The sequence below is a fragment of the Haladaptatus sp. QDMS2 genome (genome assembly GCF_029338295.1).
Classification (GTDB): domain Archaea; phylum Halobacteriota; class Halobacteria; order Halobacteriales; family Halococcaceae; genus QDMS2.
In genome coordinates, this window is the sequence record NZ_CP119791.1 from 1,871,484 (window position 1) to 1,888,507 (window position 17,024).

General features: G+C 63.2%; 21 protein-coding genes. 9 read left to right on the plus strand and 12 right to left on the minus strand.

Annotated elements, in window-relative coordinates; translation table 11 throughout:
* Window positions 1-83 precede the first annotated feature (83 nt).
* The 3 genes from gfcR to P1M51_RS10215 form a co-directional block, all read right to left on the minus strand.
* Window positions 84-734 carry a transcriptional regulator GfcR gene (gene gfcR, locus P1M51_RS10205; RefSeq protein ID WP_276248098.1) on the minus strand — a complete coding sequence of 217 codons (651 nt, stop codon included), beginning with the start codon at window positions 732-734 and terminating at the stop codon, window positions 84-86.
* 53 nt (window positions 735-787) lie between these two features.
* Entirely contained in the window at window positions 788-2,461 is a 1,674-nt protein-coding gene (locus P1M51_RS10210; protein ID WP_276248099.1) for an AMP-binding protein, read from the minus strand.
* A 104-nt stretch (window positions 2,462-2,565) separates the two neighbouring features.
* Window positions 2,566-2,901 (minus strand): 2Fe-2S iron-sulfur cluster-binding protein, encoded by a 336-nt coding sequence (locus tag P1M51_RS10215; protein WP_276248100.1) that lies wholly within the window; start codon window positions 2,899-2,901, stop codon window positions 2,566-2,568.
* Between the two features lie 132 nt (window positions 2,902-3,033).
* Between P1M51_RS10215 and P1M51_RS10220 the strand changes: the two genes are divergently transcribed.
* Both P1M51_RS10220 and P1M51_RS10225 read left to right on the plus strand, forming a co-directional pair.
* Window positions 3,034-4,404: a geranylgeranyl reductase family protein gene (locus tag P1M51_RS10220; RefSeq protein ID WP_276248101.1), complete on the plus strand. Its 1,371-nt coding sequence runs from the start codon at window positions 3,034-3,036 to the stop codon at window positions 4,402-4,404.
* A 57-nt stretch (window positions 4,405-4,461) separates the two neighbouring features.
* Entirely contained in the window at window positions 4,462-5,250 is a 789-nt protein-coding gene (locus P1M51_RS10225) for a hypothetical protein (protein ID WP_276248102.1), read from the plus strand.
* Here P1M51_RS10225 and P1M51_RS10230 read toward each other — a convergent pair.
* The 4 genes from P1M51_RS10230 to P1M51_RS10245 form a co-directional block, all read right to left on the minus strand.
* Window positions 5,247-5,627: a methylated-DNA--[protein]-cysteine S-methyltransferase gene (locus P1M51_RS10230; RefSeq protein ID WP_276248103.1), complete on the minus strand. Its 381-nt coding sequence runs from the start codon at window positions 5,625-5,627 to the stop codon at window positions 5,247-5,249. The genes P1M51_RS10225 and P1M51_RS10230 overlap by 4 nt on opposite strands.
* A 9-nt stretch (window positions 5,628-5,636) precedes the next feature.
* Window positions 5,637-6,239, minus strand: coding sequence for a plastocyanin/azurin family copper-binding protein (locus P1M51_RS10235; RefSeq protein ID WP_276248104.1), 603 nt, complete (start codon window positions 6,237-6,239; stop codon window positions 5,637-5,639).
* Window positions 6,240-6,279: 40 nt separating this feature from the next.
* The gene (locus P1M51_RS10240) at window positions 6,280-7,569 is read right to left on the minus strand and encodes an amidohydrolase (protein ID WP_276248105.1); all 1,290 of its coding nucleotides are present in this window, start codon (window positions 7,567-7,569) and stop codon (window positions 6,280-6,282) included.
* Between the two features lie 91 nt (window positions 7,570-7,660).
* Entirely contained in the window at window positions 7,661-7,987 is a 327-nt protein-coding gene (locus P1M51_RS10245; RefSeq protein ID WP_276248106.1) for an uS10/mL48 family ribosomal protein, read from the minus strand.
* 168 nt (window positions 7,988-8,155) lie between these two features.
* Between P1M51_RS10245 and P1M51_RS10250 the strand changes: the two genes are divergently transcribed.
* The gene (locus tag P1M51_RS10250) at window positions 8,156-8,593 is read left to right on the plus strand and encodes a bis(5'-nucleosyl)-tetraphosphatase (RefSeq protein ID WP_276248107.1); all 438 of its coding nucleotides are present in this window, start codon (window positions 8,156-8,158) and stop codon (window positions 8,591-8,593) included.
* Between the two features lie 49 nt (window positions 8,594-8,642).
* The gene (locus P1M51_RS10255) at window positions 8,643-9,650 is read left to right on the plus strand and encodes a DUF5787 family protein (RefSeq protein WP_276274437.1); all 1,008 of its coding nucleotides are present in this window, start codon (window positions 8,643-8,645) and stop codon (window positions 9,648-9,650) included.
* Here the strand turns inward: P1M51_RS10255 and P1M51_RS10260 are convergent.
* Window positions 9,647-10,141, minus strand: a complete 495-nt coding sequence (locus P1M51_RS10260) for a DUF5797 family protein (protein ID WP_276248109.1) — start codon at window positions 10,139-10,141, stop codon at window positions 9,647-9,649. The genes P1M51_RS10255 and P1M51_RS10260 overlap by 4 nt on opposite strands.
* Before the next feature lie 82 nt (window positions 10,142-10,223).
* Here P1M51_RS10260 and P1M51_RS10265 point away from each other — a divergent pair, with 82 nt between their 5' ends.
* Window positions 10,224-10,997 (plus strand): enoyl-CoA hydratase/isomerase family protein, encoded by a 774-nt coding sequence (locus P1M51_RS10265; RefSeq protein WP_276248110.1) that lies wholly within the window; start codon window positions 10,224-10,226, stop codon window positions 10,995-10,997.
* Here the strand turns inward: P1M51_RS10265 and P1M51_RS10270 are convergent, their stop codons facing one another.
* Both P1M51_RS10270 and P1M51_RS10275 read right to left on the minus strand, forming a co-directional pair.
* Window positions 10,998-12,257: an MFS transporter gene (locus P1M51_RS10270; RefSeq protein ID WP_276248111.1), complete on the minus strand. Its 1,260-nt coding sequence runs from the start codon at window positions 12,255-12,257 to the stop codon at window positions 10,998-11,000. It abuts the gene before it with no gap.
* Between the two features lie 48 nt (window positions 12,258-12,305).
* A complete protein-coding gene (locus P1M51_RS10275; protein WP_276248112.1) occupies window positions 12,306-12,491 on the minus strand; it encodes a hypothetical protein in 186 nt (61 codons plus the stop codon).
* Between the two features lie 160 nt (window positions 12,492-12,651).
* Here P1M51_RS10275 and P1M51_RS10280 point away from each other — a divergent pair, with 160 nt between their 5' ends.
* The 4 genes from P1M51_RS10280 (at window position 12,652) to P1M51_RS10295 (ending at window position 15,875) form a co-directional block, all read left to right on the plus strand.
* Window positions 12,652-12,909, plus strand: a complete 258-nt coding sequence (locus P1M51_RS10280; protein WP_276248113.1) for a hypothetical protein — start codon at window positions 12,652-12,654, stop codon at window positions 12,907-12,909.
* Window positions 12,910-12,996: 87 nt separating this feature from the next.
* A complete protein-coding gene (locus tag P1M51_RS10285; protein ID WP_276248114.1) occupies window positions 12,997-13,311 on the plus strand; it encodes a transcription factor S in 315 nt (104 codons plus the stop codon).
* Window position 13,312: 1 nt separating this feature from the next.
* Entirely contained in the window at window positions 13,313-13,882 is a 570-nt protein-coding gene (locus tag P1M51_RS10290; RefSeq protein ID WP_276248115.1) for a hypothetical protein, read from the plus strand.
* Between the two features lie 175 nt (window positions 13,883-14,057).
* Window positions 14,058-15,875, plus strand: a complete 1,818-nt coding sequence (locus P1M51_RS10295; protein WP_276248116.1) for a hypothetical protein — start codon at window positions 14,058-14,060, stop codon at window positions 15,873-15,875.
* Window position 15,876: 1 nt separating this feature from the next.
* On the opposite strand, the gene P1M51_RS10300 is transcribed toward P1M51_RS10295, so the two are convergent.
* Together P1M51_RS10300 and P1M51_RS10305 are read right to left on the minus strand one after the other, a co-directional pair.
* Window positions 15,877-16,599 carry a tRNA (adenine-N1)-methyltransferase gene (locus P1M51_RS10300; RefSeq protein WP_276248117.1) on the minus strand — a complete coding sequence of 241 codons (723 nt, stop codon included), beginning with the start codon at window positions 16,597-16,599 and terminating at the stop codon, window positions 15,877-15,879.
* Window positions 16,596-17,000, minus strand: a complete 405-nt coding sequence (locus P1M51_RS10305) for a nascent polypeptide-associated complex protein (protein WP_276248118.1) — start codon at window positions 16,998-17,000, stop codon at window positions 16,596-16,598. The genes P1M51_RS10300 and P1M51_RS10305 overlap by 4 nt, the downstream gene beginning before the upstream one ends.
* Window positions 17,001-17,024 lie beyond the last annotated feature (24 nt).

The following is a 17,024-nucleotide window of genomic DNA, read 5'->3' on the forward strand; positions in this document are numbered from 1 at the left end:
TCACCCCTGATTCTGTGAGTCGCTGTGGCATACTCTACGCCCTTAAAAGAAGATTTCCCCTAAAGAGATTGGGCGGAACGTTCTCAGGACCGATCGACCCGCATGACCTGAACGAGCGAGTGAACCGGTACGCCTTCCAGTTCCTCGACGCCCTGTTTGTCCACGAGGACGACGCACGCGACGACTTCGCCGCCTTCCTCCTCTACGGCCTCGATCGTCTCGGTCATCGTCGTCCCGCTCGTGATGGTGTCGTCCACGATGACGCACTTGCGACCCCGAACCTGCGCGAAGTTCCGTGAGAAACTCCCGCCCAGGTCCTGTTCTTCGATGTCGCCGCTCTCCCAGCGGTGTTTCGCGGGTGCGTAGGCGGCGAGTTCCGTGTCGAGCGACCGAGCGACGGCGGTGGCGAGCGGGACGCCCGCCTTCTCGATGCCGACCGTCAACTCGATTTGCTCTGCGGCCTCGCCGAGGACGTTGGCCATCGTCTTCGCGGTGTAACTCAGTCGCTGACTGTTGCGTCCGAGCGAACTCCAATCGACGTGGATGTCGTCGGGACTCGCGTCCGCACTGGGTTGCGCTCGCGTCTGCGTCTGTCGCGACTGCTTTTCGCTCTGTTCGACCAGCCACTTCGCCGTCTCCCGGGAGACGTTGAGTTCGTCCGCGATTTCTCCTTTCGAGAGGCCGTGGTTCGCGAGTTCGCTCGCACTCTCGATGAGGTCGTCTACGTTCTTCATATACGGGCCTTCGCAGGCCCTTTTTATCATCGTTTCGTCAGCGGTCAGACTCGTCAAGCCGCACGCTCCTTCAGGGCCTTCTTGTCGGTCTTCCCGATGTCGGTCAGTGGGAGTTCGTCTACGAATTCCACCTCGCTCGGAACGGCGTGGGCGGCGACCTTTCCGTCGAGGAACTCGACGATGTCTCCAGCTTCGACGGTTCCGTCGTACGCCTCGTCGAGTTCGACGAACACCTTCACGCGCTCGCTGCCGGGCCGCTCTGGGTCCGGAACGCCGACGGTGGCCGGTCGTTCGACCGCCGGATGGCCGAACAGAATCTCGTCTAACTCCTCTGAGTACACCTTGAGCCCACTGACGTTAATCATGTGCTTGACTCTATCAACGATGTACAGCCGCCCCCACGAGTCGAGCATCGCGATGTCGCCAGTGCTGACGTACCCCTCGTCGTCGAAGGGATTTTTCGACTCGTCCAGATAGCCCTTCATCCGCTGGGGGCCATTGACGTAGAGTTCGCCCTCGCGCTCCTCGGCGACGGCCTCGTCCAGCGGAATCACCTCGCCGGAGTCCACGTCCACGAGTTTGATTTCCGTATCCGGAACTGGCACGCCGATGGTCGGTTTGTCGAACCCATCCTCGCGGGTGTCCCGACCGAGGAGCATGTCCTGCAAGCCGCGCGTGTTGAACGTGGTAATCGGGGACATCTCGGAGAGTCCGTAGCCCTGCGAGACGCCCTTGCTCTTTTCCTCGAACTGGCGTTTGGTCTCGTCCGCGAGCGGGGCAGAGCCAGAGATACCGATGACGTCTGTGTCAAGTTCTCCTTTCACGATTTCCATGAACTGCGTCGGCACGCCGAGCATGATGATGGCCTGCCACTCCTGGATGTACTCGACCATCTGGTCCGTGTCCCGGGCGTCGGGGACGACCAGTAGATTCACCCCCAATTCCAGGAGCACGTTCGTGACCGAGTAGCCGTAGGAGTGGTACATCGGCAGCGCCATCACCGCCGACTCCTCGCCGCGCATCATGTTCGCCATCTGTGACTGGCTGGCCACTCCCTGATAAGCGTTCGTGAGCACGTTTTTGTGGGTCAGCATACACCCCTTCGGGAGGCCCGTCGTGCCCCCGGTGAACAGGAGCGTGTGAACGTCCTCGTCTACGTCGAAGTCCAGGTCGGGAGGGTTCGGGTCGGTCTCCGCGATGACCTCGGGCAACCACTCGACGCCCGGCACCTCGTCGTGTGTCACGGGCGGGTCCTGACTGTAGTCTTCGATGTCGGTGAGAATCACGTCGTCGAGGCCGAGTTCGTCCCGCAACGAGAGGACCAGTTCGCGATGTTTGTCCTGGCCGATGAGGACTTCCGGGTCGCCCCGTTCGAGGCGATAGACGAGATCCTCCTCTGCGTCGAGGAAGTCGTTCGGGATGTGGACCCCGCCGGCCCGCGAGATGGCCTTGTCCGCGATGACGAACTGCGCCGAGGTCGGCAGAATTGTGGCGACTCTGCTCCCTTTCTCCACGCCGCGGTCGCGCAGTGCAGTGGCCAGTCGTTCGACGTGGTCGAGCACCTCAGGAAAGGTGTACTGCTGGCCGAACTGCACCAGGCCCTGCGCTGGATAGCGTTCTGCGGCCTGTTCTAGCAGCGAATGGACCGGTTCGTCGGGGTAGGGGGCGAGCGTCTCTGGAATACCGAACTGCTCGTATTCGCGAAACCAGGGTCGGTCGTAAGACATCTATCCGTGTGACTCAGGGACACACCTTCAGTCCGTCTACGGCTATACACGGGGTTTGAAAAGTCGCCAGCTCCGCGGGTGGTGAAATCGAGAGAACCGTCGGATTAGTCGTCTGCGGCGGCGGGTTCTGCACTCGCGTCGGAGGTAGCGTCGTCTTCGATGCTCGGCGGGTACTTGCCGCGGTCGAGCTTCAGGTCCGAGAGCGGGCGAGCCATGCAAGTGAGCGCGAAGTCCTCGCGCTCCTCGTCGGTGAGGCCGCGGGCGGCCGGTTGGGCCACGTCGCCCTCGACGATTTCGGCAGAACAGGCGAGACACATGCCGACGCGACAGGAGTACTCCTGGGCAATCCCCTCTTCGAGACATCGCTTGAGGATGGTTTGCTTGTCGGAGACGGTGATCTCCTCGCCCGTGCCGACAAACTCGACGGTGTAATCGGTCATAGCACCTCCTACGAAAGAGCGCACCTTTACTCTTTATGTAGGCAGGTGGCAACCACGTCCCCCTCGAAAGGTCGGAATCGAACGACCGAGCCAAGATAAAGAGTTTTCTCCGTTGGGAGAGCAGTCGTGTGCATGACCACGTATTCTCCTGACGTTGCCATCGTTGGCGCAGGCACGTCGGGTTGCTACGCCGCGGCGACGCTCGCAAAGGCGGGCTACGACGTCGTCGTCGTCGAGCGAAAAACGGAGCAGGAAGCGGGACACATCGCCTGCGGTGACGCGCTCAAGGGGGCAGACGCCTTCCCGGAGGCCATTCCGAAGCAGAAGATAATGCCGGCGTTCACGAACACGGACGTGGACCACGGCCGGTTCGAGATACCACAGGAGGACGTCGTTCTCGACATCCCGATTCCGGGGGAGCTCGCCGTCATCGACCGCTGGGAGTACGGACGACTCATCATCAAGGGCGCAAAAGAGGCGGGCGCCACCTTCCACTACGACACCGTCGTCCAGGACGTGACCCAGGAAGAGACCGGCCGCGTGACGGGTCTCCGCGGGAAACGAAAGGGTGACGCGGTGGAGTACGACGTGGAGATCACCATCGACGCGGCGGGTGCGCTCTCGCTGCTCCAGGACAAGGTGGACTTCACCGGCTCTACGTTCGACACGAACGTCTCCTACTCGCAGTTCTGTTCTGCCTACCGCGAAATCATCGAGGTACCAAACGAAGTCGAGTGGAGCGACGCACTCGTGTTCAAGCCGACGAAGCGCGCGGCGGGCTACCTCTGGTACTTCCCGCGGACGGGCACGGAAATCAACGCCGGGCTCGGCTTCCAGATGACCGAACAGCCGATGAAGCTCGTCGAAGACCTGAAACAGGACCTGCGCAATCGCCCCGAGTTCAAGGGCGGGAAGGTCACCGACAAACTCGGCGCGGCGCTCCCGACCCGCCGACCCTACGACTCGGCGGTCGCCCAGGGCTACATGGCCATCGGTGACGCCGCAGGCCACGTCAACCCCACCACCGGCGGCGGCATCGCCGGGGCCGCCTACGCCGGCAAGTACGCGGGCGAACAGGCCATCAAGGCACTCGAGCAGGGCGAGGTTACAGAGGAGATTCTCTGGCGGTACAACACCCGCATCATGGAGCACTTCGGCGGACGCTACGCCGCCCTCGACATCTACAACATCTTCACGACGGCCTACGACTCAGACGTGCTGCAGGGGTTAATGGCCGCCCTGCCGATGGACAAACTCTCCGAAGCGCTCTACTCGGGCAGCGCGAGCATCGGGATGGGCCTCAAACTCCAGACCGCGCTCAAAAGCTACGGCTACTGGGGGACGCTCTACGACCTCTACAAGACGAAAAATCTCGCAGACGAGCTATTGACCCACTACGAAGCCTACCCGTCCTCGCCGACCGGCTTCGAGTCCTGGAAGACCAAGCGCGACCGCATCATGGACGACATCTACGCGACGACCGGCGCGGACCCCAAATACTGACGCCATAACGAAGCCATTCGCTCGCTTCTACTGGTGTGACACCTCCGTCGCACCGTGATGACACCCGCCATTCTCACTCGATTCAAACACCCGGCGTACACTGGCGAGAATCGCTGTTTCCCGTGTACCGCCGTGAACCTCGCCATCGCTGGCGCAGCGAGCGCCCTGCTCACGGCATGGTCGACCTGGGCCGCGTTCGCCGTCTTCGTCGCCTGTCTTTCGGTCATCTATTTCCGGGGCTATCTCGTCCCGGGCACGCCGACGCTCACGAAACGCTACCTCCCGGCTCGTATTCACCGGCTATTCGGGACGCATGGCCGCCGTGAACCGCCCCGCGAGGGCGCAATCGACATCGAAACAGAACTCAGTGCGGTGGGCATCGTGAGCGACGACGGCGACGACCTCGTCCTGAGTCGGAGTTTCAGGCGGGCGTGGGACGACGCCATCGCCAGCATCGGTACCGACTCCCTAATCGAGTCGTTAGAGGCCTTCCTCGAAACTGACGGGCCGCTTTTCATCGAGGACAGCCCGGACCGTATCGTCGTCCGCGCTGGCGACCGGCAGGTGGGCAACTGGGAGTCGCAGGCGGCACTGCTCGCCGATGTGGCGGCCCACCAGACGCTCGTCGCTCAGTTTCCGTCGTATCTCGGATACGACCTCCAGACGCGGGCGCGGATGGTCGGAGCGATTCGCATCTTCCTCGACGTCTGCCCGACCTGCGGGGGCCCCGTCGAAATCGGAGAAGAAGTAGTCGAGTCGTGCTGTCGGGCCTTCGACGTGGTCGCGTTCGTCTGCGAAGAGTGCGGCGTGCGACTCGCCGAATTCGAGTTGGTAGACGCAGCTTAAACGTCAGCGCCTTCGAGGCCGAGCAACTGTTCTTTGAGCCCCGGGTACGCGAAGTTCCCGATACCGTCGGTGCGGACGATGCGGTGACACGGAACGACGAGTGGCACCGGGTTTCGCGCACACGCCCCGCCGACCGCACGCGCTCCCGAATCGATGCTCGACGCCACGTCGCCGTACGTCCGCACTTCGCCGTAGGGAATCTCGCTCATCGCCCGCATCACGCGACCGGTGTAGTCGTCGGGATACGCGACGGTGAGGTCGAAGTCGGTTCGTTCGCCGGCCTCGTACTCACGGACCTGTCGCTCGATTTCCGCGGTCGATTCGTCGACGAGCGACTCGTCTATCGTGACCTCCGTGTCGAAGATGGTGACGTGCATACCTCCCCTTCAGCGGGGGCGTGCAAATCCTTTATCGTCACCCTCGTAATCGCCGCCGTACTTGAGCAGGAAGAACGCGAACAGGAGGACGGTGACGAGCGCGATGGTCGTCGCGATGCCGATGACGACCGCGCCGGAGGGAACCGGTTGCGGTGCGGGGCCGGGCGTGGGTGCACCGCCGACCTGCACCGAGATTTGCCCGAGCATTCCAGTCGATTCGTGCGGGATACAGAAGTAGCCGTACTGCCCCTCGACGTCGAACCTGTGCTGGTAAGACTCCCCGCCGGCGACGTTCCCCTGCTGTGGATAGCCGGACCGTGCGGCGGATTCGCTCGAAAAACCGCCGCTCGCCCAGTAGGCGGCGTCCGTCGGGAGTTCATCTTCGTACGCGGTCACCGAGTGGCCGACGTTGCCGACGTTTTCCCAGACGACGGTGTCACCGGGCGAGATTGTGAGCGTATCGGGAGCGAACACCAGTCCGTCGGTCATATCGACGGTGTGCGTCGTCGGCGTCGTCTCCTGTGCGCTCGCCGTCGCGGCGGTCGCTGCGAGAATCGGTGCTGTGGCTGCGGTGCGGAGGAAGGCCCTCCGGGAGTACTGGTCCCCCACCATACGGGAACTACGGCGGGAGCCTACAAAGCCGTTTCAGCGGCTACGGACGGCGAGCGGCGATTTCGAGAATCGACTTAGAGAGCACGTCGACCGCGACGTCGATGCTCTCCTCTTCGACGTCGAACGTCGCGGTGTGGTGGCCCGTCGGATGGGACGTGCCGATGCAGACGTAGGCTGCCTCGCCGCCGTTGTCCTGGACCTCCTGCATGAGGAACGTCGCGTCCTCGCTGCCGCCGAGCGTGTCGCGCTCCATCGTTGAAGAGACGAGCGGTGAGTTGCCGGCGACTTCGTTCACGATGTCGACGAGCGACTGGTCGCTCTCCGCGCTCGGGGCTTCGCCGATTTCCGTGAATTCCACGTCACACTCGTACATGTCCGCGGCCGACTCGATGACGCGAACTGCCTTCTCCTTCATGTACCCCATGAGTTCGGTCGTCCGCCCGCGCACCTCGACGTGCATGAAGGCCGACTCGGGGATGATGTTCGCGGCCGTGCCACCGCCGACGACGCCGCAGTTCACCCGGGTCGCGCCGTCCTGGTGGCGAGGAATCGCGTAGCAGTTCTGGATGGCGGTGGCGAGTGCCTGCACCGCATTGTGTCCTTCGTCGGGAGCGGCCCCGGCGTGGGCTGGCAGGCCCGTGAACTCCACGTTGAAGTGGTTCACCGCGAGGAAGCCGTCGATGCCCGCCACGACCTCGCCAGTTGGGTGGTCCAAGCCGACGTGAACGCCGAGCAGGTAGTCCACGTCGTCGAGGTGCCCGCTTTTCGCCATCGGCTTGCCACCGCCAATGACCTCCTCTGCGGGCTGGAAGAACAGCTTGAACGTCCCGGAAAAGTCGCTCTCTTTTATCTGTTCCAGAACGCCGATGCCGAAGGTGACGTGGGCGTCGTGACCGCAGGCGTGCATCGCGCCCTCGTGTTCCGACCGAAAGCCCTCCGCTGCCGGAACGTGGTTCGGGTCGTCGGACTCTCGCTGGGGCAGCGCGTCGATGTCCACGCGGAGGGCGATAGTCGGTCCGTCACCCTTTTCGAGGACCGCGAGCGCGCCGGTGTACCCGCCCTTGGTCTGTTCGAGCACGTCCTCGCGTGCGCCCTCGGCGCGGGCCTGTTCGAACCATTCGTCGAGGACGTCGTCGTCTGGAACCGCGAGTCGTAGGTCGCCGTGTTCGGTTCCGAGCGCAGCTTTGCCGACGTAAAGCTGGTCGACGCCGATGCGTTCGAGTTCGTCCACGATACGGCTCGTGGTGTAGAACTCACGCCACGCGGGTTCCGGGTGGCGGTGGAGGTCGCGGCGCAGCGAGACGAGGTGGTCAGGCACGGACTGTTGCATGGATGAAACTCAGGGGGGGAGCGGCTTAATACCGTGCTGCCGACCCACGCATCGCTTGCCGGGTTTGGGAAGCGTCACTCGCAGAAGAACGTCAGCGACCGGCCGCGCGAACCTGTTTGATTTCTGCTTCGACGTGGACGCCAGCGGGGAAGTCCCACTGGGTCGCGGCGCGTGCGAAATCGTCGTGACCCTCGATTTCGATGACGCGCGTGTAGACGGTGTACTCCCACTGTGGATAGGAGTCGCCGGTTGGGTGGAGGTGTTTTGCCTGCGGGGCGGCGTGGACTTCGGTCGGCTTGGTGTGTGGTCCGTGGAGTGCGGCGCCTTTTCGATTCGCGGTTCGTTTGATGTCGGTCACGACCTCGTCGAGGACGGTTCGGTCCCCGCTCGTGAGGGTGAGTGTAGTGGTGAAACTCATAGATAATCGGTTATCACTACCCTGTGTGCTCAACCCGTAAAAACTCATCCAAAATCTCTCGCCGCCAGACGTGTCCGACCGCCGGGAGAATCGTGGGACTAATTGGCACAGCACCGGGTGAATTCTCCCTTGAAAACCTTTTAACCAACCACGCAGTATCACTCTGTAATGGCTGTAAAAGCGACAAGCGCGGGGGCTATCCTTTTTCGCGATACAAGGGGCCGCCGCGAATATCTCCTGCTGAAGAGCCGTCCCGGGGACTGGGAATTCCCCAAAGGCGGTGTCGAGGGAGAAGAAGAACTCCAGCAGACCGCGATTCGCGAAGTCAAAGAGGAGGCGGGCATCAACAAGTTCCGCCTCATCGACGGCTTTCGCGAAGACTACGACTACGTGTTCGAGGCGAACGGGAAGACCATCCACAAGACGGTTCACCTGTTCATCGCCAAATCGTTCGAGGCGAGTGCGGAACTCTCGAAAGAGCACCGTGACCTCCAGTGGCGCGACTACGAGCAGGCTATCAACACCATCACCCAGGATGGACCGCGTGATATCCTCCGCGACGCCCACGCCTTCCTCGACAAACTGAAACAGAACGGCGACATCTGAGCCGTCGCCGGGGCGAACGCCTTAGTCTGCGCAGTGCAAACCACGGGCCGTGAACGCGCCGGGCGACTCAGAGTTCAGCTTCGAACTGGCCGTCTGCCAGTGGGCAGAACGCCACTGGCCACCGGACGGTCCGGCCAGCGAGGACGCCGCCTTTGTCGTCGCCCGACAACTCGGCACGCGAGGGCGGCGCTGGGACACCATCGTCGTCGAATCGACCCGAGAGTTGCTTCGCCAGCGCGCCCTGTTCGGCCCCGACGCGCTCTCGTGGAACGTTCTCGATGTCGTCCAGCACGCGCCAGCAGACTGGGCGTGGTACCAGGACGCGCTGCCCGACCCGGGCTATCCGTGGCGCTACGTCAGGGAAGCCATTCACGAGGCCGCAGCGAGCGGCGTCCTGCAGACGCGGCGAAACGGGAACAAAATCGAGATACGACAGATTGCGCCGTACCCGGACTGGGTCTCGCGCATCGTCGCCGTCGAGAACAAACCCGACCTCGACGCGAGCGCCGCCCGCGCCCTGCGCGGCCAACTGGAGAAAGATACGAACCTCGCGCTCGCAGATGAGGTGTGGGTGGCGACCGAGCGAACCGGCGCACAAATCGAACCCGCGCTGCTCGAACGCATGCCCGTCGAAGTCGGCATTCTGACCGTCGAGTTTCCCGCCGCCAGCGTCGAGTGGTATCCGACCAGCCTCTCAGTGGACGAACCCGGCACGACGCCCGGCGGGGACGAACTGGGTCCAGAGAAGAAGGCCAAAAAGCGACTCGCGCTCGCGGAGCGCGCCTACGCACGCGGATGGCGCTCGTACGCGGACACGATGCGTCCCGACTGTCGGCACTTCACCCTGAAGCGCGAGGCGGAAACGTGGCTCCCGTGGTGTGAGGCAAAGCAAAAGTTCCCGACGCGCGCCGAGTGTTCGGGGTCGTGTCCGAAGTTCTCGCCGGAACCGCCCGCCTGGCGAACGCGCGGGTGGCCAATCGAGGGCGGTCCGGGGAAGGCAATCAAGCGATTTCTCGACCGCAAGCGCCGCGAGCAGCGCCCCGGACTGGTCGATTAGTCGAGCAGTTCGACGGTGAGCGAGTCGCGCTCGACCGCGAGCCGGAAGGTTGGGACGGTCCGATAGACGATTTCGACGACGCCTTTCTGTTCTAAACTCCGCAGTCCCGAGCGCACGTCGTCGACCTCAGGGTCGGCGTCGAAGGCGTCGCGAATCCGGTGGAGAATCGACACGACGCTCTCAGATTCTTCGTCGTGGTCGGGGGCGACTTCGACGATTTGCTTCTGGAGCAGCGGGACGCGAATCGCCCGCGGGCCGTCGCCCTCGTCGACGACGCCCGGGTCGACGCCGACCAGTTCCGCGGCTTCCGGCGTCGCCCGAATGAGGCTGTTCTCGTCGCGGTAGTAGTACTCCTTCAGTTCCTTTTCGAGATACTGGTGGACTTCGCTCCCGCTCTCTAACCCCCAGCGTTTCTGGAGGTCCTTGTTCTTTGTTGGCTGGAGCGCCACGATGTCGGCGAGTCGCTTTTCTGCCTCCTCGGACAGCGTCATACGTCGCCGTACGAAGTGGTGGTACATTGGCCTTTCTGACCGCGGGGGAACGATTAAGCCGACCCTTCCCGTCGGTTGTTCCATGTCATGGGACACCGTGAACCTGGAGTGGGACGGCAAGGTTGCGACGATTACCGTAGACCGACCAGAGCGGTTGAACGCGATGAACACGGAGACACTGGATGCCCTCAAGGAGGCCATCGAAACGGCCAAAGACGAGGGCGCGCGCGTCCTCATCCTCACCGGCGCGGGTGACAAGGCGTTCGTCGCCGGGGCGGACATCTCGTTCATGAAAGACCTCTCCGTGACGGAGGGCCAGGAGTACGCAGAGAAGGGCCACCGCGTCACAGACCTCATCGAGGAGTTCCCCGCGCCGGTCATCGCCGCCATCAACGGCTACGCCTTCGGCGGCGGGTGTGAACTCGCCCTCGCCTGTGACCTTCGCGTCGCGAGCGAGCGGGCGGTGCTCGGGCAGACCGAAATCGACCTCGGCATCATCCCCGGGTGGGGCGGCACGCAGCGCCTCTCGCGCATCGTCGGCGACGAACTCGCCCGCAGACTCGTCTTCTTCGGCGAGCGCGTCGATGCACAGGATGCGAACGAGATGGGACTCGTTGGCGAAGTCGTCGCCCACGACCAGCTCGCCTCGCGAGTGATGGACATGGCGAAAGAACTCGAAGCCAAGCCGAAGTTCGCCATGCAGGCGGCCAAAGAGTCGCTGAATCAGGTCCACGAGATGACGCTCGATTCGGGGCTTACCTACGAACGGCGCATCTGGAGTTCCCTGTTCGGGACCGACGACCAGCGCGAGGGCATGACTGCGTTCGTCGAGAAGCGCGACCCCGACTTCGAATAATCAGGCGGGCAGCGTTTCTTCGACCTGCGAGTAGACGAGCGCGAGCGCCAGCACCGAGAGGACGGCGGCGAACGCGAAGGGCACGACGAAGCCGAATCTGACGAGATAGCCGGAGGCGAGCGGGCCAATCGCCGTGCCGAGGCCAAAGGCCATCGTCAGCACGGAGAGCGTCGTCCCCGACTGCCCCTCTTTTGCAAGGTCACCGGCCACCGCGAGGCCCGGCGCGAACACCATTGCGACGGCGACGCCGTGAATGAGGCGCGCGGCGATCATCGTGAGCGAGTCCGTGACGAGTCCCTGGGCGAGGACGGCGGGCGCGAGCAGGACGAACCCCCAGAGCAAGAACGGACGACGACCGATTCGGTCGCTCGCCTGGCCGATGGGGACCTGGAGGAGGACGTTCGCGATGATGACGGCGGCGAACTGCACCCCGAAGAGGAACTCGCCCTGTCCAAGGCGGGTGTTCACGTTCTCCTGCAAGGTGGCGAACAGGGCGATGGAGATACCCATGAACAGCGTCGCGACGCCAAGCGCGAAGACGGGGTCGAGCGCCTGTTTTCCGGTCGGGTCGCGCACCTGAAAGGCGAGGTCTTCGCTAGCGAGGTCTTCGGTCGTTTCGGGGTCTGAGACGAACACCGTGACCAGCGCGATGCTGACGAGTGCGCCGAGTGCGGCGGTGTAGAAGGCCGCGTCGAACCCACTCACGGTGAATCCAGAGAGCGTGTAGGGGCCCGCGGCGACGACGAGGCCGGCCACGATGGGGCCAAACCCGAAGCCGATGAGTCGGAAGGTGTTGAACACGCCGAGGTTGCCGCCGCGCGATTCGGTCGTGGCGAGTTCGTTCACGAGGGCGATGGTGACCGGGATGGTGAACGCCGCGCCGAGGCCCTGAAGCGCGCGGAGGACGACGAGCGTCGCGTAGTTCTGGGCGAAGGCGTAGGCCGCGCTCGCCGCCCCGAGGAGGACGAGGCCGAACAGGATGTACACGCGACGCTTGCCGGTTCGGTCTGAGAGGCGTCCGGTAAACGGCTGGGCAAAGGAGTTGAGGAAGCCAAACAGCGAGAGCAACACCCCGATGAGCAGTTCTTCGGTGATGGTGATGCCGAGTCCCGGAACGGTCGCCCCGAGCAGTCCCTGAAGGGAAACGATGTCGGAAGCGAGGTACAGCGGGAGGACGATGATGAGAAACGAGTTCCCGACAGCGTCTGCCATTCGCGCGAGGGCGAGGACGAGGACACGCCTGTCGGTTCCGAGGACCATGCGTGGTCACTCGTATGGCAAACCAGCCGAAAACCGTTTTGAAAGCGGCTAGACGACTGGTCTGACCTTCGAAAACCCGATGAGGAGGACACCCAGCACGAGCACGAGGGTCATCGCCGACAGCTGGGGATTCGGTATGGAGACGAACAGCGATGCGAGCAACACGAGTACGGAGAACGCCATGAGCGCCATCCCCGCCTGCGTGCCATCCTGAAGCGCTTGGACCTCGACCATGTGTGCGTCTACCACTCACACGTAGTTAGTTGTTGGTGAAAAAACAGGATCGGATGGACGCGCCTAACTCCCAGGTAGGCAGTCCGTGACGAGCGTGAGCCGCAAATTTATCACGATTAATCGATGAATACTAATACCGGTCGGCGGAGATGGACGCGGTATGGCACGAACCGTAAAACTGAGCCGCGTCAATGGGACGCTCGCCGAACTGTCGTACCCGATTTCGCGGACTGACGCCATGGCCGAGCTTTCGGACGTGACGGTCCTCCTCGCAGATGGGGAGACGAAACTCAGCAACGTCATCGAGCGAGCTCCGAGTATGATGTACGAGACGATGGAAGACCTCCAGACGGACCTTCTCACCTACATGCCCGTGCGCGCCGTCGGCGAGCCCGGCCAGTCCGAAGGCGACGCCTGAGCACGGATTTTTGCGTACCCCTGTGTGGTGATTCCACGCCGGGAAAACAACCGACAATATAAATGACCCCGGTTTCTTAACCGTGGTATGGAATTCTGCGACGAATGCGGGTCCCTGATGCGCGCAGAGAACGGCGAATGGGTCTGCAGCCAGTGTGACTTCACGAAGCTCAAAGACGCGAGCAAGAACTACGTCCTCACCGAGAGCCAGGAGGCCTCCGAAATCGTGGACGTGAGCGATGCAGAGGACCGCGGTCTGCCGACGACCAAGGTCCACTGCCCGCAGTGTGAGAACGACGAGGCCTACTGGTACATGCAACAGATTCGCTCTGCAGACGAGAGTGAAACCCGCTTCTTCGTCTGCACGAACTGCGAGCACAAGTGGCGCGAAGACGACCACTGAGATGGCGTCTCGGGGACCAGTCGTCCCCACCGAAAAACTCCCTGAGGGGTGGGAGCAAACGGGACGCGACGAGGAGCGACTCGTCGCCCTCCCGACGATGGAGGTGTGGGGTGAGACGCGGCGATACGAAGACGTGGCGCTTCAGCGATGCCTCGGGAGCGACCACCCGTGGCGGCTGTTTTTCGCGACGCGCCTCACCTTCCGCCCGCCGCTTGCCCCCGGCATCGGCCCGGCGATGCTCATGCCGACGGTCTGGCCTGCCGTGCGCGAGGAATTCCTCGCTGACCTCGAGGAACGAGGCGTTCGGGCCACGGTTCGGGACCGAACAGAACGCATTCGCGTGGACACCGGCGAGCGGGCGTCGCTCGTCTGCCTCGAAGCGCGCCACGGGGACGACGAGGCAGCACAACCGCCACTCGCGGGCTTTCTCGCCTGCTGGCCGCGCCTCACGGACTTTCGCGTCGCGGGCGGATTCTATCCGACCACCCTTCCGCCGGAAGCCGACGACCTACCAACTGACCCGCGGACAGATGAACAAACGTTACTTTCGCTCATCAGGTCAGTTCGATGAATAGAACCCCCCTCAGGACCGTTTAGCAGTGTTCTAAGGCCCAAATTGGGTCGCGCGAGAGGGGCGTCAGACGACCGTCAGACAGTTTATACCAGCCGAAATCGACCGATGAACGATCTAAACCATCACAAACGGTAGAGACCATTTATAAGGAAATAGGCGTGAAAGACTGACAATGAGAACGGGTCAGAACCTCTCGTTGCTCCTCGTGGCGATACTCGTCGTAAGCGGGGTCGCCCCCGTCGTGGCTCTCCCGTTCGAGTCAAGTTCCACCGGAGAACATGCCGCTCAGGAGGCGGCACAGAACGATTCGAACGTGTCGGTGACGGTCGGCGCCCAACTCTCGACGATGATGTCGACGACGGGCGAGAATCTCCAGTCGTCCTACGAAGACGACGCGTTCGAGCGACAGGTCGAATCGTCCGACGACACGAAGAAAGCGAAACTCGTCGCGAACAGAATTCAGCGTCTCGAGCGACAGGCGTCGCAGATTCGCGCCCGGTACGACCGGGTCACCGCCCAGTACGAGGACTACGAGCTGACGCGCAACCAGTACGCCCAGCGACTCGCGGTTCTCAACACCCGGGCTGAGAACTGCCTCGAAAGTTTAGCCCAGGCGGAACAGCGACTCGACCAGCTCTCTGACCTCGAACTGTCTGCCGGCGGTGTGAACAAGAGTGCAATCGCTGCTGCTCGCATCCACCTCGAACCGATTACCGGGCCGGGCGCGACGGCGCTCAAACAGCGGTTCCTCGGCGCGAACGACGCGCAGGTCACCCTCGAGACGGACAACGGGCTGTCCATCAACGTCGACAAGGACGAGAGCGAGCGCTCGCGGACGATAAAACGGCCACGTGACGACGACAACAGCATCGCGGTCAACCAGGGCGAGGCGCTGAAATCCGCACGCGCCGTGTTGCAAGGCCAGAAGTTAGGCTGGACGCTCATGAACGCCCGCGTCAACCGTGACCGAGGCTTCTACGAATTTCGCTTCGACTACGAGATGAACGGCATCACTGGCGACGCAGCGGTATACGTCGATGGCTCGTCGGGCAACGTGTTCGCCATCGACGAGGAGTTCTCGGGGCGAAATGCGTCCAGTAACCAGACGAACGAAACCGACGAACTGGCGGTTATTGTCGCCGAAGGCACACCCGCACCCGACGAGCAGGTGACGATTCAGGCGCTCTCGAACGGCAAGGCTGCCCCAGGCGTCACCATCTCGGTGAACGGCAACGACGTCGGCAAGACGAACTCGAACGGGCAGGTAGCAGTGAGCCTTCCCAGTGGCGACGTGAACATCACAGGCGTCCGCGGACAGGCGACCGGCCACCTCGAATTCGAGTTCGATTCGGCCGCGGACGCCCCACAGACGGGTGCCCTCAGAGGGATGGACGCGACGGCGACGCTCGACAACGGCACCGCGACGGTGACCGTGACCTACGAGGACGAACCGGTCCGCAACGCACTCGTGTTCGCGGAGGGTGACCGCGTTGGACGGACCGACAAAAACGGCGTCGTGACCTTCCAGACGGACGTGACCGACACCCTGCTCGTCGAGGTGGCGAAAGGAGAGTTCGGTGCGGCATTCACTTTCGTCATCGACGGCAACGAGACGATTGTGGACCGCGACGCCCGCCGGAGCAACGTTTCTGACATCCTCCCGGACGACGAAACCCCGCAGAACGAGACCCAGAACGACTCGAACGACAACACGACGGAGACTCCACAGCAGACCAGAACCCCGACGCCGACGGCCACGCAGACACGAACACCAACGCCAACACAGACGCAGACGGCGACGGCCACTGAAACGACTACCAGTACGGAGACGACCACTGGGACAGCCACGACGACGAACGCGGACACCACTCAGTATACGGAGACGACGCAGAATACGTCCACCACCGACTCGTCGAGTGGCGAAACGACGACCCAATCCGCAACCGAAAATCGAACGCCACAGGCCACGTCCTCGCCGGGCTGGACCTGACTTAGCTGTTTCTCGCGAACGTCAGATAGCCGGTGTGTCCGACGCCCTTGGTCGATGGTCGAGAGCCACGCTCGTCGAAGTCCATCCGGCGTTGAATCGTCTCGACCGTCTCAATGTCGGTGAGACCAGCGTCCCGGGCCGTTTCCACCGCGTCGCGCGTGTGCTCGACGAACGGCGAGTAGATGGCGACGAACCCGCCGCTCACGAGCAGGTCTGGCGCGTGAGAGACGACGCTGGCTGCGTCGCCCGTGTCGAGCGTCAGCACGTCGAACTCACCGAGGTCGTCGAGTTCTTCGGTGATGTCGCCGGTTCGAACGTCCACGATGTCCTCGACGCCGGCGAGACGCATGTTGTCGCGTGCGACGTCGGCGAACTCCGCGTTGCGCTCGAACGTCGTCACGTCCGCTCCCATCCGGCCCATGTACGCAGAGAGGACGCCGGTTCCAGTGCCAGCGTCGAGCACGCGGTCACCCTGAGCGATGCCGACGGTGCCGACGATGAGGCCGATGTCACGAGGCAGCATCGGTGCGCCCGTCCGGTCTAAGTGGTTGAACAGGTCGGGGCCACGCAATCGGCGCACCGTGAACGGCTCGTCGAGGTGCGTATAGAGCGTCTGTCCGGGTTCTACGTCGTCGGGAACCTGCAGGACGCCGAGGTCGGTCTGTAACTCCTCACCCGGTTCGAGCAGGTACTCCCGAGAACCGTGGACCAGTAAGACGGTCACTCTAGGCGGGAGATAGCGGCGGCGAGGTCGCCGTTCTCCGCTTCGAGTGCTTCGCGGGCTTCCGTCGCGCTCGCGCCCGTCCGCTGGGCGACGATTTCGACGTCTGAGTCCGGGATATCCACTTCCGTGGACGCATCTTCTTCTGGTTCGCCAGCGGCGTCGCCTTCGACGGCAGGCGTCGAGTCACCCGCACCGCGCGGGCGGGACTCGGGCTCGCCGACGATCTGGTAGGTCTGCTGGCCCTGGGCGTCCATGCGCTGGACCTCCGCGTCGGTGAACACGAGGTCTTCGTCTTTCGTGCGGATGATGACCTCCTCTGCATCGATGTCCTCGACTTCGATGCCCATCTGCTTCATCATCTGCTTCATCTTTCGCGGGTTGAGTCCGCCTCCTCCAAACATACCTCCAGACTTGAAGTCCGGAGG